Origin of the sequence: Paenibacillus lupini (assembly GCF_011761355.1) — a bacterium.
In the GTDB taxonomy this organism is placed as follows: domain Bacteria; phylum Bacillota; class Bacilli; order Paenibacillales; family Paenibacillaceae; genus Pristimantibacillus; species Pristimantibacillus lupini.
The window spans coordinates 695846-712565 of sequence record NZ_JAASRW010000001.1; the positions used below are offsets into that span (position 1 = coordinate 695846).

At 42.5% G+C, this 16720-nt stretch carries 13 protein-coding genes and 3 pseudogenes; 8 read left to right on the top strand and 8 right to left on the bottom strand.

The features are described 5' to 3' along the window. Positions 1 to 50: 50 nt before the first annotated feature. The 3 genes from FHS17_RS03445 (at position 51) to FHS17_RS03455 (ending at position 2440) form a co-directional block, all read left to right on the top strand. A complete protein-coding gene (locus tag FHS17_RS03445; RefSeq protein WP_167274542.1) occupies positions 51 to 383 on the top strand; it encodes a hypothetical protein in 333 nt (110 codons plus the stop codon). 196 nt (positions 384 to 579) lie between these two features. Beyond that, on the top strand, positions 580 to 1602 hold the full coding sequence (locus FHS17_RS03450) for an aminoglycoside phosphotransferase family protein (protein ID WP_167274546.1): 1023 nt from the start codon (positions 580 to 582) through the stop codon (positions 1600 to 1602). A gap of 247 nt (positions 1603 to 1849) precedes the next feature. Continuing rightward, the gene (locus FHS17_RS03455; protein WP_167274550.1) at positions 1850 to 2440 is read left to right on the top strand and encodes a hypothetical protein; all 591 of its coding nucleotides are present in this window, start codon (positions 1850 to 1852) and stop codon (positions 2438 to 2440) included. Between the two features lie 184 nt (positions 2441 to 2624). On the opposite strand, the gene FHS17_RS03460 is transcribed toward FHS17_RS03455, so the two are convergent. After that, positions 2625 to 3596 (bottom strand): tRNA dihydrouridine synthase, encoded by a 972-nt coding sequence (locus FHS17_RS03460; protein ID WP_167276345.1) that lies wholly within the window; start codon positions 3594 to 3596, stop codon positions 2625 to 2627. Between the two features lie 379 nt (positions 3597 to 3975). Between FHS17_RS03460 and FHS17_RS31180 the strand changes: the two are divergent. Further along, positions 3976 to 4177: pseudogene (locus FHS17_RS31180) on the top strand (transposase); the annotation flags it as partial. On the opposite strand, the gene FHS17_RS03465 reads toward FHS17_RS31180, so the two are convergent. The 4 genes from FHS17_RS03465 to FHS17_RS03480 all read right to left on the bottom strand — a co-directional run bounded on the left by FHS17_RS03465 (position 4174) and on the right by FHS17_RS03480 (position 9625). Beyond that, positions 4174 to 4752: a spore coat protein gene (locus tag FHS17_RS03465; RefSeq protein WP_167274554.1), complete on the bottom strand. Its 579-nt coding sequence runs from the start codon at positions 4750 to 4752 to the stop codon at positions 4174 to 4176. The pseudogene FHS17_RS31180 and the gene FHS17_RS03465 sit on opposite strands and share 4 nt — an antisense overlap. Before the next feature lie 243 nt (positions 4753 to 4995). Beyond that, positions 4996 to 6324 carry an amino acid permease gene (locus FHS17_RS03470; RefSeq protein WP_167274559.1) on the bottom strand — a complete coding sequence of 443 codons (1329 nt, stop codon included), beginning with the start codon at positions 6322 to 6324 and terminating at the stop codon, positions 4996 to 4998. A gap of 70 nt (positions 6325 to 6394) precedes the next feature. Continuing rightward, positions 6395 to 7021, bottom strand: coding sequence for a LysE family transporter (locus tag FHS17_RS03475; RefSeq protein ID WP_167276349.1), 627 nt, complete (start codon positions 7019 to 7021; stop codon positions 6395 to 6397). Between the two features lie 1956 nt (positions 7022 to 8977). After that, positions 8978 to 9625 (bottom strand): stalk domain-containing protein, encoded by a 648-nt coding sequence (locus tag FHS17_RS03480; protein WP_167274564.1) that lies wholly within the window; start codon positions 9623 to 9625, stop codon positions 8978 to 8980. Positions 9626 to 10283: 658 nt separating this feature from the next. On the opposite strand from FHS17_RS03480, the gene FHS17_RS03485 reads away from it, so the two are divergent. Further along, entirely contained in the window at positions 10284 to 10799 is a 516-nt protein-coding gene (locus tag FHS17_RS03485; RefSeq protein ID WP_167274568.1) for a GNAT family N-acetyltransferase, read from the top strand. 56 nt (positions 10800 to 10855) lie between these two features. Here the strand turns inward: FHS17_RS03485 and FHS17_RS03490 are convergent. Beyond that, positions 10856 to 11161, bottom strand: a pseudogene (locus tag FHS17_RS03490) (VOC family protein); the annotation flags it as partial. 128 nt (positions 11162 to 11289) lie between these two features. Here FHS17_RS03490 and FHS17_RS03495 point away from each other — a divergent pair. The 3 genes and pseudogenes from FHS17_RS03495 (at position 11290) to FHS17_RS03505 (ending at position 14043) form a co-directional block, all read left to right on the top strand. After that, positions 11290 to 11955, top strand: a complete 666-nt coding sequence (locus FHS17_RS03495) for a TetR/AcrR family transcriptional regulator (RefSeq protein ID WP_167274571.1) — start codon at positions 11290 to 11292, stop codon at positions 11953 to 11955. Positions 11956 to 12092: 137 nt separating this feature from the next. After that, positions 12093 to 12734, top strand: a pseudogene (locus tag FHS17_RS03500) (pentapeptide repeat-containing protein); the annotation flags it as partial. A gap of 136 nt (positions 12735 to 12870) precedes the next feature. Beyond that, entirely contained in the window at positions 12871 to 14043 is a 1173-nt protein-coding gene (locus FHS17_RS03505; RefSeq protein ID WP_208420204.1) for a serine hydrolase domain-containing protein, read from the top strand. 419 nt (positions 14044 to 14462) lie between these two features. On the opposite strand, the gene FHS17_RS03510 is transcribed toward FHS17_RS03505, so the two are convergent. Beyond that, positions 14463 to 15362, bottom strand: a complete 900-nt coding sequence (locus FHS17_RS03510; RefSeq protein ID WP_167274580.1) for an SDR family oxidoreductase — start codon at positions 15360 to 15362, stop codon at positions 14463 to 14465. A 248-nt stretch (positions 15363 to 15610) separates the two neighbouring features. Next, on the bottom strand, positions 15611 to 16540 hold the full coding sequence (locus FHS17_RS03515) for an AraC family transcriptional regulator (RefSeq protein ID WP_167274583.1): 930 nt from the start codon (positions 16538 to 16540) through the stop codon (positions 15611 to 15613). Between the last annotated feature and the right edge of the window lie 180 nt (positions 16541 to 16720).

The following is a 16720-nucleotide window of genomic DNA, read 5'->3' on the forward strand; positions in this document are numbered from 1 at the left end:
TAAGCGTTGTACTGCTCAATTAACGGGAAACTGACTGGAGGGATAGTAGTTTGAGAAAGATTGCAACACTACTTCTTTTTGTATTAACTATGACAAGCTGTGGTTTGTTTGAATCTGAACATGAAACTCCTATTGAGATGGTGGCATTTGGTGCTCTCTCTGATGAAGAATCGGAATTAATAGTAGCAAGCCCTAAAGATTCTATTGTAAAGAAAGTATCCGTAAATGACGAAATCAAATCTGTGATTGATAAAAACTATAATAAAGAAGAAGTCTACGCAGTTACTTTTAATCACACGGAAACTAATTCATCGGGGAACCTTATCGTTTTTATTGCTTTGGACAAAAAAACAGTTGTGGGTAAGAGTAAAGAAAGTCTTTAATAAATAATTATTGTTAAGCTATCGTAAGAAAGTTAGTTCCTTACAGCTGCTCCTGTTTTTATTAAGGGAAGGGTAGAATAGTTAAAATAAAACTCTTCCCTAAATTTGGAATTTAATTTGATATAATCTAATGGGATGGCTGTCCGCTTTTCAACTAAGAAGCTCGAGCAAGCAAACGAAGAAAATGGAGGGGAATATGAATATAGAACTTGAAGCACTGATTTCTGTTTTAGGCCAACGGTTCAAGACGAATATCATCTCCGCTGACTACCAAACTTTATCGCTCCAAGGCGGAACTGTGGGAAATGTGCAATTAATAACTGGAATTGCCGAAACCAAGGATGGCGAAAAGTTACCGTACCGTGTAGTGCTGAAAATCCAGAAAAAATGGGAGCGTTACGGCGATCCGGGTTCATGGCGTCGGGAATATGATCTCTATTTGTCTGACTTGGGAGCGACGTTCTTGGAAGCTTTACGCTGGCCGTCATGTTATCACGCCGAAATGAATGCTGAAGAAAACGAATACCAGTTGTGGTTGGAATATATCGACGGTGTAACCGGTTTAGACTTGACCGGTGACATGTATGAACAGGCCGCGCTGGAGTTAGGACGCTTTCAAGGCAAGCTGTATAAGGAGCAGCCCGCTGTGCTGCGGAGCCTGACCAACCTGAGCCGTGCAGATTTTATGAAAAATACGTATATGCATTACCGGTCATGGCCGGTCGTCTACGACTATATACGCTCAGAGGAGTGCAAATTCCCACAGCATGTGCGGGAAATGCTCGTCGACATCGATGAACAAGCAGAAGAGATATTCGCTCGCATCGAAAAATTGCCCCTTGTGCTATGTCACCGGGATTTTTGGGTAGCTAACCTAATCTATGCTGACGGGAAAGTTGCACTCATCGACTGGGATACCAGCGGATGGGGTTACCTGGGCGAGGATCTCGCAAGCCTGATTGCGGATGAAGCGGATATCGATCATATGGTCGAACACTACCAGAGATGCGTCCTCGCGTATTACAAAGGCTTTTCGGAGTATGTGGATGTATCCCGTATCACCGATCATTGTGTCTGGGAGATAATCCTTCTCGTATTCGGATACAGGCTTGTGGAGTGGTATCTCCATACAGAAGCTGATGACGAGAAGACAAAGTGTATCCAAACTCTCCAAAAAATATATGAAATGAAGACAACCCTGGAGGGTCACATCAGGTAACTTAACCTGGACTAACGAAAGAAATACAGTAGTTTAAAACAAGAAACAGGCAGCAGATCAAAGATCCGCTGCCTGTTTCTTGTTGAAGTAAAGGGTAGGACCTTTTAGAACCCATAAATGGGATTTGTGGTAAAATCTTCAGTAAGAGAGGTTTTTTTGTTTCAATACAAGGGTTCATATTAAACTAACCTGAGAGCGGCGACTTTAAAGATTAAAATAGGTGTATTTGTAGGGAGATTAGCTAATTATGAGGAGAGTCTATTTCGTTTTACTTATTATGGTTATTTTATTTTTATCGGCTTGTCAATCATCAGAGCAATTAAAGCCGATAAAAGAAGAAACAATTGAGTTCGACATAAACGCAGCAATTGAAATGATTGAGAAGAAAGAACAAATGATTATTGATTTAGCGTTGAGGGAAAAGGTATCAAAACTGGAGTATAAGGAATTAGAGAAATCTTTTACCGAAGAGTTTGGAGTCCATGCTAAGGATATTCTATCTATGTTATTTATCAATAATATGGATTCCGATCCCGAATCAGATAGGTATGTACAACAGAACACTTTATACCCAACTGTCTTTCATAAAGGAATAACTATAACAGATGCAGTCATTTATAAGAGTTATTTCGAAAATGAGTTTTTTAATCAAACTAGTTTAACCATTAAGGAAGAATATGTCGGTGACAATGAGAAGTTAAAGAATTGGAAAAGAGATTACATTTTTACTCCAAACAAAAACGGAGAGTGGGAATTATATGGATTCTCAGGAGTGCTGAATTTTTCAGGAGAAGATTATCATATGAATTATTTAGAGTTGGACTTGGAATCGCGTTAGGTGTAGTATTCGTCAGGTTTAGAATAATATAGAATGCATCGGATGCCATAGTGCAAAAATGAGAGACCTTTCAAGAGTTCTTTGAACTGTTGAGAGGTCTCTCATTTTTTTTGATGTAGTCGTATTAATTTTTCGCAAACTGTTCGGCGTAAGATCTCAATGTTTAGATTATGGAAGGGATGCTTCAATCCAATTCTTGATCTAAAACAGCATTCACTAAACGACGAACTTCATCAGTTGATTTGGTTTCCATTAATTGAATTCTTAGTTCGTTTGCGCCTCTAAATCCACGAACATAGATTTTGAAAAAGCGAAGAAGCGGTTTAAATGAACGTGGCAGGATTTCTGAATATTTATCGTGAAGATCCAACTGTAAAAGAAGTAAATGGAGAAAATCCTTCGCGCTGTGTTCTTTAGGTTCTTTTTCAAAAGCAAATGGATTGGTGAAGATACCGCGGCCAATCATGACTCCATCAACGCCGTATTGTTCCACTAATTTCAATCCTGTTGCGCGGTCAGGAATATCTCCATTAATCGTTAATAACGTGTTTGGAGCAATTTCATCTCGTAATTCTTTTATTTCAGGGATTAGTTCCCAGTGCGCATCTACTTTGCTCATTTCTTTTTTTGTACGAAGATGAATGGAAAGATTTGCAATATCTTGTTTCAATATATGGGTTAACCAACCGCGCCACTCATCAACCTCAGAGTAACCCAATCTTGTTTTAACACTAACTGGTAACCCACCTGCTTTGGCTGCTTGAATAATTTCTGCCGCAACTTCAGGATGTCGTATTAATCCAGCACCTTTTCCATTGGATGCGACGTTTTGTACAGGGCATCCCATGTTTAAATCGATACCACGAAAACCAAGCTTTTTCATATCAATACTCATCTGCTCAAACAATGCTGGTTTATTGCCCCAAAGATGAGCGACGATCGGTTGTTCATCTTCTGTGAACGTTAACCGGCCACGAGTACTTTCTATTCCTAATGGGTTACAATAACTATCTGTACTTGTGAATTCTGTGAAAAATACGTCGGGTTTTGCAGCTGTACTAACGACGTGACGAAATACAACATCGGTGACATCTTCCATTGGAGCTAATATAAAAAATGGCTTCGGTAAATCAAGCCAAAAATTTTCGTTACTCATATAATCCCCTTCTTTTGCAGCAATTAAAATGATTAGGCTATTGTTAAGTCCTTTGCCCATCATACATAGTATCATTTTTTTTCGTTTAATGCACAAAATAAACTGTGTGGGGAATAGGGAACAGGGAACAGGGAACATACCGCCGGTAGGTCTGAAACTTTTCTTGTAGCTTCATCTTCTGTTTGACAACTCCTTGCCCCACACAAATGTGTAGCAATAAATGCGCTGCGTATAGGCTACGAACGCTGACGTTTTTCCAGAATCATTTAATTGCTCCGTCTACTCTTAACCTGTTCATGAAATGCTCAAACAAAAAGAAGCCAACCCTCGTTAAAATGGAAGTACCACCCAACCATTCGAAGTAAAGAGAGGCTTCTTTATGTACAAAGAATTTACCATGGATCAGCTGTACTTGCTAATGGACTTGCAAGATGATATACACGAGTCTCATCTTGTTCGTTTCTTTAACGACGCGATCCAATCGCTTAGATCTGAATCTTTTCACCAAAGCTTATCCCGGAGGTGGCCGGGACAGCTATCACTCCAAAATGCTCCTGAGGTTACCATCTATTTACTGTTATTGACGGAACGGATACACTTCGTTCATCGGTTGGGTCATTGCAGGCTGATACGTTTGGAGGATAGTATTCGTTGTTTCCTCCTTCATCGTTGGTACTTGATAATAGCCCATACGATTCATGTATTGCCAAACTTCGTAGGCTTGTTCGGCACAATTCACTGAGCCTTGCTGCAGCATACGACGAACCTGCGGATCCGCACACTCCAAAGCCGCCATCATTTTTTTGGCTGCCGAATTCTTATGACAAAGCAGCATTGCAGTAGCAATAGCACGGTCGTCTAAAATGCTGCCGGTGAGGTTAGGACTTTGTGGCATTGGATGATCTAAGCCGTATTTAGGAGCCTGGTTTTCCATTGTTTTGAATGGCAGCATTTGCCCAGAGCCCTGTTGATTTAACGACTGTACGGCAGAATGATACTCGCTCATCATCATTTGAGTATGACGGTCAAGCATTTGCGATAATTGTTGATCCGTAACCATGGAACGATACAGTTGGAAATGGTTAATACCGTTAATAGCTGAAGTTAGAATTTCATGAATCTCCATCGTTTCGTGTGCGCCTAAATGTGCAGCCATTTTTGTAATCCTCCCTTAATCTAAATCGTGACCGCGTTATTATAACCAATATTCCCATGTTCATCCTTGGCTGATTCCGGTAATACATTGTGGTAATGGGGTGTCACATACCACCAATTCATATAGAACCCTATTTCATTGAAAGCGAAGGCTATTATTCCTATTATCGGACTTACTCTTAGTAATTCTGTCGTTCAGATAGTTAGTTTCATATAAATAAGCTACCGGTATGCAACCGATAGCTTATTTGTGTGAATCGGAAGAGCTCTTCCATTTATGCAACATAAATAATGTTAAGCTCCCAATCAAGGCCAGAAATCCTATGCTAATGTAAAAACCGGGCCTACTAGTTGTATGAAACAAAGTACCGCTAACTGCCATCAAAATAAAACTAACCCCGATCCAACGTTTAGTTTGTCCCCATGTGCCAAGTTGTAGAAGTTTGCCAGATGTCAATAAAATGAATATCCAGTTATACAGCAGCATTAACGCTGCCGCCGTTGTAATGTACTCGTAAACGCTGTCCGGCATGAGTAGGGCTAGTAAGATAGAACCGGCAAGCATTACTGTAGTTATACCGAAGGCAAAGTAAGGCATACTGCGTTTGCCTTTACTTACCCGGGAGAACAACGAAGGGGCATTTCCATCCTTAGCTAAAGTGACAAGTATTTTTGTGACAGCAAATAATGAAGCAATCATGGTTGAGAAACCAGCTATTATGAAAGCAACGTTAAATAAATGAGGGACGAAAACAATCCCGTAGCCTTTCAAAGACGAAACGAAGGGACTTTCCTTCTTCTCCATTGAAGTCCAAGGTGCGAGACTAAGTGCTAGGGTAAGCGATACAATGTACAGAGCAGTCAGAACGCTGATCATGACTCGACCGGACTTTGGTGCTTCCTTAGGATCCTTGAGCCGAATCGCCAATAACCCCATAACCTCAATCCCCCCAAAAGAGTAAAAGGCATAGATCATGCTGGCCCAGCTTTCTTTAATACCTTGTGGGAATAATGGCAGCGGCCACTTCGGCTCATGTTTGCCCAAACCGAAGATTCCCATTAAAGATAACACTGCAATTATGACGAATATTACAATTGCAGCAAGCTTGATGACCGCAAATAGATGCTCCACTCTTTCAAAGCCCTTCGTGCCAAACGCAATGATTCCAATACCCAACACAGCATAAATCGAAGCGAATACCCATAAGGGAACATTCGGGAACCACAGCCGGGTAAATAAGGATAGCGCAGCCATTTGACTCCCCATTATTAATAACTCTGAGGACCAGTATACCCATCCGCTTGAAAATCCGGCCCAACGCCCAAATGCTTTCTTGGAATAAGCACAAAAAGATCCATCCATAGGATCGGCAGCTGTCATTTTTGCTAAGAAATCAAATACAACAAAGGTTGAAAAGGCCGCGATAATAAAAGCAATGAGAATTGCATTGCCTCCGACCCTTATTCCGACGCCTGTACCCAGGAAATAACCCGTGCCAATTGTACATGCCACACCCATAAGAGATAATTGCCACCATTGAAGAGGCTTATCTGCGCTTTTCTGTTGACTCATTTCCCAACTCTCCCAATAATCACTTCATAACAAGTGATATTGTGGGGAGAACCTGTGTGGAATATACCCCTTAATGTTTTAATTCCCTAATGGCTTCGATGCCAAAATATAATCCAAATCCAATTAAGGATAAGCCAGATAGAACGGAAATCAAAGACAACGCACGATCATTCAAAAAACGGTGGAAATGACTTGATATGGTTGCCATGGACAAATCCCATAAAAATACGCCTAACAATATACCTGATGTACATATGAGGAGCTCACTTGGCTCAAACTTTTTTGTCGCTTCAACAAGCACCGAACCGTAAATACCAATCCAGAACATGATCGTTAAAGGGTTTAGCACAGATAGAATAAAGCCTGTCCCATATGATTTCAGGCTTGACTCTTTTTCTTCATTGCGATGGAATAACTCCGTTTTAACTCCTTTAAGGCTTGCGATTCCGGTATAGAGCAGAACGAAACAGCCAAAAGACCATAGCAGGGTTTTCATAAAAGGGTTGTCCAAAAAATGAACGGTGCCAAAGTAAACAACCAATAGATAAAGAATATCTACGGTCATAGACCCCAGTCCAAGAAGCCACGCGTTCCAAAATCCGCTGCGAATTCCGCGTTCCATCTGTGCAGCATTAATAGGACCGATTGGGGCGGCCAAAGATAACCCGAGTAAAATATATTCGAGATAAAATGATATCAATTTATTGTCCCCCTGGAATTAAAATAGGCTTTTACTAATCTATTCAGGGTAAAGGTATGTTTATGTTAGTGGCCTTCGAACAAGTTGCCTTGAAGTTTTTTTTACCTTCGAATAGATGACAATAAACCAGGAAATTGTAAATGGAAAGGCAAATAGCTCCAAGGAATAAGACTAGTAGTACAACAGAGTTATGATGCCGACTGCCTAACATTGCTTGAATTGAGCAAAGTCGATTTTTGGTAGATATAAGGTGGCGATGAGGAACGCAGTTCACGGGACAATGGAGGTGAAAAACATTATGAGATGTGTTTATTGCGAAAACTTGAAGAAATTCAAAGGAATTAAACATAAGTGCTACATTTGCTCCATTATAAAGACACGTTAAGTGGAGTCCCTAGATCCTTAGTCAGCGCGAGAAGGTTCTAGGGGCAAAATAGTTAATACGGAGGGATAAAGTGTTGTTCTTCAGTAATATGTCAGGTAAAGGATGTCTATATAGTTTGATTATTGCGATAGTATTTAGTGGTTTGTCCTTAATGTTTAGTAAGATGTTTGGTTTTTCTTTTTTTATTTTCTTTCCGTTCATTTTACTACCCTTCATGTTTAAAAGAAGATAGCGCATGGAACCAATAACTAGGGAAAGACTGTTTTGTCATTTAGTTATTGGGAGCTCAATTTGAACAGTGCAGCAGCCGGTCATTATTGACCGGCTGCTGACATTTCTCAACTAATGGTGGTTACTTCAATAATCGAAGGTAGTCAATCGTCACTGAACGGACCAGGGATGAAATTAAACAACAAAAAATTATTGCAAAACAATTTTTTTCCTAATCAAGCACTAAAGAACCCACTGGAAAGCATACTACAAGAAGATGACCAAGCTGCTATTCAATCTATTGCGTTGGACCAACCAACAAAAGACAAACTGCCGTACAACCCAAAAGTATATATCTTGAGTACGGTCTAATAACGGCTAATGTCGGTATATCAGCAGAGGCTAAAAATGCCAATCCAATATTAAATAATAAAAAATCAATTATGGATGTACCTGTTTGGGTCATCACGTTAAAAGGACTTCTTCCAGATGATTATTATGTACCAGATCATAGAGGGAAAGAACCGTTGGATATTAGTAGTACCGTAATTGATATAAATACAGGAAGAGTATTATTTGGATTTGGAATTGGAAAATAATCAGATTATGGTTTGTTTGAACGTAAGAACAATAGCTTACAACGTCAGTAGCCGGTCAATAATGACCGGCTACTGACGTTTCTCAACTACAGGGCAAATAGATTATTTTAAGGTTGGCTTAAAGCCGTTTAATTGTTTGACATAGCCTAAAGTAAATATAAAGAAAAAGGTTTGCAGACAAGTATGAAACGAAAGATAACCCAATATTCCACCCATTGAAAAACAGGATTCTTCCATAAATTAAATATGAATATTCTAAAATTGTTAGCAATAATGCAAAAACAATAATTGTCGGATAAGCCTTATTTATCCGTTGGATGAAGTAAAGCATATAGCATCCAGATACAAGAAAGACTCCAATATTGGAGATTATAGATATCATTAACTCATTATTGCTAGGGAAAAGTTTCCACCATTCAAAATAAAGCCCGATATCATTATGAATAAATGCGATGACAGACGCTGCAGGTCCATATTTGATTAAAAGATATTTGTATTTTTTCATTAGAAGTATTCCCACTATCCAGGGGAAAACGAATAGAAGCAAAATATTTAAGGCTATTTTAAACACCTCCTTTAATACATTATGACCCAATAACTAGTTCATCTAACGAGGAACGTTAGTAAAGTAATAATGGAGAGTCTGCCGGCGGCAATCGTGTAACCCTCAAATTACGAGTTAATATAAATACATATAAATAAAAAAGGAGCCCATTAAAGGACTCCAGAAAGCTTTAGATTTAATTGTTTGTTTTATTTTTAATGTGGTTCCATTACTTCGTTAAAAGATTTAATTGAAGTAAGATTCCAAGTATTCCCTTTCTTAGTCATCACAACATTAATAGTTTGATCCATCAGGTAACTACCATCTTGCCAATAATAGCTATATATTAATAAGAACGTAGTAGAATTTTTCCAGTCAACATAAGACCGTTCACGATAGTCAGATTCTTCTTTATGGCTAAGATATTCAATCCATTCTTTCTTTGTGGAAATTGCATTAGAAGTAATTTTCAGAGCTTGTTGATCAGTCAATGGGCGAGCCACTACAGTCATATGTTCAGAAGTTCCAGTCATTGTAGATTTATTCCATGAGATATGATCGTTTGGATAGAAGAAGTTACTCAAAGCTTTAAATTGAACATACACAGTTCCATCTTTCAACAACACTCCATCGCCCACAGTAGCATTAAAAGTTTCGCCATCTTGAGTTAATGAAGCAGTTTTAGATTTCTGATTCCAATTTATCTTCGCTCCAAAATATTCTCCAGTTGCACGAAGAGGAGCATACAATCTTCCTTCAGAAAGAATTCCATTTAGACCTACAGCTTCATTTGCAGCATAAGAACTCACTGGACCAACCATTAATGCAGCACCAATTAAACTTACTAATACTGTTTTCTTCATTCAAACCTCCGGAATTTTTCAGTTAAGTGAAAAGTTAATTATTTTATACATATTAACGTCTATACGTACACATTGGAAGTGAAAAAATGTAAATAAGCCGTATCTGCTGGCTAGCATCTTTCGGAAGGGAAACAAAAGAAATGAAAAAGAGGTTACATGTAAAGCAAGGAATCAGATTCTGATTTGGATAAGGATGACTTGGCTCCAATTTAATATGAAATTGATGATTTCACAGCTGTTATCGATATGTATAGCCACACCAAATTAGGATTTTCTACTTATTGGATCCCGCCGTATTTGTACACCTTACATCAGTGCGGCGAAAACACGGAGATAAAAGATGTTTATGACAAGGTGCTACTTTATATCGAGAACGAAATAGCAGAGACAATTCAAGGCGATAACGAGGACTGGGAAGAGGGGCGCAAATCAGAGTACATTGAAGAGTAAAGGCAGATGTTTTATTTTACCAAAACATTCTAAATGAAATAATTGATGGTAACGCCATTAAATTATTACCCCAATAACGAAAGTAACTGCTATTTGTTTGTTTGCAAAAGGCACAACAATTCAAATTATACCGAACAATAAAACATACTGAACTTATTAAGCTATCTGTGAACATTAGTTTAAAACAACATAGAAAGGCGGGAGATTTTTGATAGAAACAAAACGTCTTATAATTAGAGAAATGGTGCAGTCCGATTATGATGCATTGTGCGGAATATTGTGTGATGAGGAAGTCATGCGTGCTGCTTATGAAAGTGCATTCACCTTAGAAGAAGCACAAAATTGGCTTAACAGACATCTTCAAAGATATGAAGAGTATGGTTTTGGACTTTGGGCTGTTGTATTAAAAGAAACAAACGAAATGATTGGTCAATGTGGCTTGACAATGCAAGGCTGGAGAGAGAAAGAAATTTTGGAAATAGGATTTTTGTTTCAAAAAGCGTATTGGCACAAAGGTTACGCAACAGAAGCGGCAATTGCTTGCAAGGAATACGCTTTCTCAGTTCTTCATGCAAATAGGGTTTATTCTATTATTAGGGACACAAATATAGCCTCTCAAAAAGTTGCTCTTCGAAACGGTATGAATATTATTGATAAAGATACTAAGAATTTTAGGAATATAGATATGGAATTTTTTCTGTATTCTGTAGAGCGATCAAAATGAGCAGGTGAAATTGAAAAAGGTTTCTATGATGAACGCAAATACTGTTTGAAATTGAGCTATCTGGGAAACCGTTTGATCGCTTCCTCGGTCACCGGCGTGAAGAGGTTAACCAGATTGCCGTCGGGATCGCGAAACAACACAGCGCGGTTCCCTCAAGGCATAGTGGTTGGTTTCTTTACCCACTTATCAACAAACGACTTCAAGCGCTTGTACTCGGCATCGACATCATGGACGCGGAGCTCGATGATGACAGTGTGATTGTCGGCCGCCACTGCTGTACCAGCGCCGAACAGTTGCACCGTCTGGGAGTGGCCGATCGCCAGGGTACACGATGGCAAAACGAGTTCTTCAAAGACTGGCGCTAAGTAGCGGTTTAACCTTTTATGGATCTTCCTCCCTAATGAATTTATTTGATTCAAGGTGTTGACAATTAAAGGGAAGTGGCATATATTATTTACATACCAACCGAATGTATGTAAGGAGAGAGCAAATGGCAAGAAATAAATATCCTGAGGAAACGACCAACCAAATCCTAACCGTGGCGCTTGATCTCTTTATTCAAAAAGGATACGAGCAAACCTCGATTCAGGATATCATCAACGGGCTGGGGGGGCTGACAAAAGGGGCCATCTATCATCACTTCAAGTCGAAGGAAGAGATCATGCAGGCCGTTATCGATCATCTGTTTAAAGATGCTGACGGGATGTTGTCCAGCGTCCGGGACGATAAGAAGCTGAACGGTCTGGAGAAGCTTCGCAAGATTTCAAGCGTCTCGCTCAGCAATCCCGCCCAGAACGAAATGGCAGCTGTGGCACCAAACCTTTTGCGCAATCCGAAGCTGCTGGCAGCCCAGATCGAGCATATGATTGAAAAAGCGATCCCCATCTATATACAGCCCATCATCGAACAAGGCATGCGAGACGGCTCGATCAGAACCGAGTATCCGAGGGAGCTTAGCGAAGTGTTACTCGTTCTCACCAATCTATGGCTTAACCCGTCGGTTATCCCGGCTACGCCCGAGATGATGTTGAACAAGGTAAAGCTATTTGATGAAATCTTGAAAGGCCTAGGACTTGACCTGTTTGATGAGCAAATGCTTCAAAGATATGAGGAACTGTTCCGTATGTCAGCTAGAGAAGTCAGCATAGAGAAGTAGAAGTAAACTGCCTAAGGGCAGCTTATTTTTACAGTCATACATACCATCAGTTGGTATGTATGACTAACCAGAGTTAAAAACTAAAAAAACAATTCTAAGGAGATGTGGATGAAATGAATCAAAAATTGACAATGAAAGAACGGAATGTAGTGACAAACTTTAGCGGAAGCAACCTGGTAAAAAGCGATTTTGCTGGCGTTACGGCCCCTAAAGGACAGTTTAAAGGCAGCGCGCTCTCCGGTTCCGACTTTTCGGGCGCCAATTTGATCGGCAGCACGTTCAAGAGCAGCGAGATGCGGGGAAGCCGTTTTGACGGCGCGAATCTGACGGACTGCAGACTAACCGCGCTTGACCTGACTAATGCAAGCTTCAATCAGACGATCATCGTACGAACTAATTTCGCCAGCTCGGTGCTGGAAGGAGCCAAATTCCGAGGAGTAAGAATGACGGACGTCACGTTATCGAGAACCGATCTTAGAAAAACGACTTTTGAAGATTGCTTATTTGATGGGGTTGACTTCAAGGACGCCGATTTGAGCGGAAAATGTTTGGACGGACAGACGTTTGTCGGCGTCAGGTTTGAGAAAACCGCGTTAACCGACGTTTCATTCAAGGGCGCTACCTTTAAGAATGTTTCTTTCCACCCGGGCTTTACTGTGACTAAAAAGTACTATCGCATGATCAAAACCATCTGTTTTGACGGCGCAACGATGGATAAATTGACCTTTGCTGCTCTCAAAGGCATGGATGCCAATTTGTCAAAAGTCACAATCATTTAAAGGAGGGGATCCGATGCAAACCAAGACCATTAGCCCCAAGTGCTGAAAGTGACGTTTCGGAGCCTATAGTGAAAGAACAAAAGCGGATTCTTTGATAGAGGATAGTTTAAAACAAAAATAAAGCGAGGGAATAGAAATGGAAAAGATAACTAGTTCGTCAGAAAATATGAAGAAAAGAAAATTCACTGAGGGGCAGGATCGCCCGGAACTGCAAAAGGCCATCGAGGAGATAGTCGATTCCGGTTTCCTCGGGGTGCAGTTGCGCGTGCACGATGAGAAAGGCGAGTGGGTCGGTAGCGCCGGGGTTAGCAGGCTGGGCGAAGCCACGAAGCCGCCTACAAATGGACACTTCCGGATAGGCAGCAACACCAAGACCTTCACCGCGACCGTGGTGCTGCAATTGGTCGCCGAGGGCAGGATTGGGCTGGATGATTCGGTGGTAGACTACCTGCCCGAGTTCGGGCTGGACCGGCGGATCACGGTGCGGATGTTGCTGCAACACACCAGCGGGGTGTTCAACTTCACAGGCGAGTACTACGAAGATGGAACGGTCGTGCCGGGGATCACGTGGCAGGGCCAGGAGTGGGTAGAAAATCGATTCAAGACCTACCGGCCGGAGGAACTGGTACGGCTCGCATTATCCAGGCCGTTACGATTCGATCCGGGAACGGACTGGAGCTATTCCAACACCAACTACGTGCTGGCCAGGCTGCTAATCGAGAAGGTAACCGGCTGCTCGCTCGCCGAGGAGATGCAGCGGTTGATTCTGGGGCCGCTTGGGCTGTTGGGTACCGTGGTACCAGATACGCAGCCGGAGATCCCCGAACCGCACGCCCACGCCTACTACCGATACGAGGATGCCGGCGAGCAGAAGACGGTTGACATCACCTCCCAGAACCCCTCCTGGATTTCCACCGGAGGTGACATGATTTCGACCACCCAGGATCTCCACACGTTCATCTCCGCGCTGATGGGCGGCAAGCTCCTCCCGGCTCCGCTACTGGCCGAAATGTGCAAGCCGTATCCCAAAATCGGCTATGGCTTGGGGGTGTTCGTGCAGGACGTCGGTCCAAACGGCGAGTGTACCATCATCACCCATAACGGCGGCATTTCGGGCTACGCGGCACTGATGTACAGCACGCCCGATGGCAGCAAGACCCTGACCGCCTCCATTAACTATGTTGACGACGTCGCAATGTCCCTGGCAGTGGCGTTCCAGAAGGCGCTGCAGAGGCTCGTCAATGAGGTGTTCGGCGGCGGGCATGCCGAGTCGGCTGACGCGGCAGACCTGGCCAGTAATCAGGACTGAGCACCGTGGCCACGTCAAATCTTACCTAATAGAGGCATTCTAACGGGAGACTATAGTTCAATCAATAAAGCTGCAGCAGATCGGTTAATAGGCACATGGTATGGATCCCCCTGTATCTATGACTATATTCTGTCTTAAATATTAAGCGAATATTGAAATTAAAGGATTAAGATATTTCGCATAAATGACCTAATAGGATACCAAAAAAAAAGACATCCGCCTCCATATTGAGGATAGATGTCTTCTTTCTGGTCATTCAGGCTATTGAGTTAACAAAAAATTGTATTAGTTCTTCAGCGCACTTCAATACTCTCTCTGTTTTTTTGACTAAACGTTAACCGCGTAATGGTTCCACCTAAGCAATCATACTGGGCTCAGGAGCGAATTCCATATACTTAAACATAGATATAGCCTGTGGTTCAATTGTTGAAGTAATGTCCCTGTTCGATATCTGGAATCAATGCAGTGTGCACGGGCCGCCACCCCAAGCGTTCCCGGGTCAGAGTGTTCGATATTGGGTTATCGGTAAACGTGAAGGGGCCGAGAAAACCGAAATGGGCTTCTGCCTCTTCATGGGAAATACTGACAACTGGAAGGTTCAGGTTACGACCGATGGCTCCGGCGATGTCACGGAATGGAATACCTTCTTCGCCGACAGCGTGCAACCGTGAGCCAGCTAAGGCTGATTCAGCGGCGAGACGGTACAAGCGCGCCGCATCAAGACGATGAACAGCCGGCCAGCGGTTGGACCCGTCGCCGACGTAGGCAGAGAAACCTTTTTTACGAGCAATGCTGATCAGCATGGAGATAAAGCCATGATCGCCCGGGCCGTGTACGGTTGGTGCGAGACGAATGACCGATGATCGTATCCCTTGATCTGCAAGTGCGATCGCCGCGTTCTCCGCTGCACCCCGTGGCACTGTGGAGTCGACCGCGATCTCCTCCGTTCCAAGAATCGCCACCGGGTTCGACCATGCGACCACTAAGGTTCCCGTGGTGAACACAAACGGCTTATTGGAGCCCTCAAGCGTCGCACCAAACATTTCGACGGCGCGCAGGTCGGCTGCGACTGCATCGGAGAAATCTGCGAAGTCGGTCTTGAAGCCTAAGTGAATAACGCCGTCTGCTGCGGTAGCACCCTTATGCAAGCTTTCGAGGTCGTCGAGGGCACCACGATGCACCGAAGCCCCGATTGCCGTCAACGATTTGGCAGCCTTGTCTGAGCGGGCAAGACCGACTACCTGGTGTCCTGCTTCGATGAGTTCGCTCACGACGGCGGAACCAATGAAGCCCGTTGCTCCTGTGATAAAAATACGCATAATGAAATCCTCCTTAATTAGCTGAAAAGTGGATCTACTTGAAGCACCGGTATTGCGAATATACGATTGGCATCGCCGGCCTCAAGACTAACTCATTATAGTCCGCATATCACTCAGGTTTTTGCCAGTTCCTCGTCACTTATTGCCTGATCCTCCGGAATACACCCTGATCTCTGGCCGTAAGATTAATCTGTATGCAGGAATGTCCGATACGGAAGTTGGAGTTCTTCCTATAAAAACTATATACATTACTTTTGTTGACGTAATTTAGCGACATCTCTCTTTGGTGGGCTACCGAAAAAGCGGCTGTAATCTCGGCTAAACTGAGAAGTGCTTAAATACCCCACCAGTTGACAAGCCGTGTTTACATCCATATAGCTGGATACCATCAGACGTCTCGCTTCATGTAGGCGCAGCGCTTTTTGGTATTGCAGTGGGCTCATTGAAGTTACTGCCTTAAAATGTTCGTGAAACGAGGACTCGCTCATATGTACCAGCTTGGCCAAATCCCTAATCTTCATTTGTTGGCAGAAGTTGTCGTGAAGCCACATAATTGACTTAACAATTCGCTGCATGCTCGAGTCCGCAATACAAATTTCAGCGACATGAACGCCAACCGGGCTGCAAAGGACTCGTATCAAAATCTCATCCATCGCAAGCGGGGCAAGCAATTTAGCTTCGACGGGATTGGATAGACACTCCAGAAGCCTCGATACAGCTTTGATCATACCCAAGTCGGCGCTAATGACATAAGCTGCACGCCTTTCCCCAACGGCTGGTAGGCCCTCGGGATACACTTTCAGTGCTAACTCAGCAATCCTTTGTGGGTCAAGGTTAAGCTTTACACTCAGAAAAGGTTCAAAAGGGCTAGCTTGTGTGGTCTTCACAGCGATCGGTAGAGCGATAGGGAACATGAGCATATGTGACCGCCCAAACTGATAGATTTCCTGCCCCACGGTGGCGACCTTTACACCTTGTGCAACCACTAACAGGGAGGGGGAGTTGAAAGTTCTTACGTAGTCAATATTAACTTTTGAATAACGGCTGAGGTTCAAACCGGGAATACACTGGCTAAAGGTGCCGTCAATTGGAGTATAGCTGTGGATTAGACGGGCCAAACGAGTCGTTTCAACATCAAGCAGTTCATCTGAAAGCGAATTTTCATCTGGAATCTTCATTTTGTTTCGAAATCAACTCCATTTTATATAGAATCTTTGACTAACTAAGATGGTTTAAACTAATTAGAGTGGTATTGTGGAAACTGCCTTAATGGCTGTTCAGTATTAGTTAAAATCTAATGATAACCATTATTTTGCCTGATAGACATGTGATCGTCAAACTATCTCGAGCTTCGATAA

What these genes read in the sequence shown, in the direction of transcription:
- FHS17_RS03450 (WP_167274546.1), top strand. Translation starts at nt 580, where the DNA reads ATGAATATAGAACTTGAAGCACTGATTTCTGTTTTAGGCCAACGGTTC.
- FHS17_RS03455 (WP_167274550.1), top strand. Translation starts at nt 1,850, where the DNA reads ATGAGGAGAGTCTATTTCGTTTTACTTATTATGGTTATTTTATTTTTA.
- FHS17_RS03460 (WP_167276345.1), bottom strand. Translation starts at nt 3,596, where the DNA reads ATGAGTAACGAAAATTTTTGGCTTGATTTACCGAAGCCATTTTTTATA.
- FHS17_RS03465 (WP_167274554.1), bottom strand. Translation starts at nt 4,752, where the DNA reads ATGGCTGCACATTTAGGCGCACACGAAACGATGGAGATTCATGAAATT.
- FHS17_RS03470 (WP_167274559.1), bottom strand. Translation starts at nt 6,324, where the DNA reads ATGAGTCAACAGAAAAGCGCAGATAAGCCTCTTCAATGGTGGCAATTA.
- FHS17_RS03480 (WP_167274564.1), bottom strand. Translation starts at nt 9,625, where the DNA reads ATGAAGAAAACAGTATTAGTAAGTTTAATTGGTGCTGCATTAATGGTT.
- FHS17_RS03495 (WP_167274571.1), top strand. Translation starts at nt 11,290, where the DNA reads ATGGCAAGAAATAAATATCCTGAGGAAACGACCAACCAAATCCTAACC.
- FHS17_RS03505 (WP_208420204.1), top strand. Translation starts at nt 12,871, where the DNA reads ATGGAAAAGATAACTAGTTCGTCAGAAAATATGAAGAAAAGAAAATTC.
- FHS17_RS03510 (WP_167274580.1), bottom strand. Translation starts at nt 15,362, where the DNA reads ATGCGTATTTTTATCACAGGAGCAACGGGCTTCATTGGTTCCGCCGTC.
- FHS17_RS03515 (WP_167274583.1), bottom strand. Translation starts at nt 16,540, where the DNA reads ATGAAGATTCCAGATGAAAATTCGCTTTCAGATGAACTGCTTGATGTT.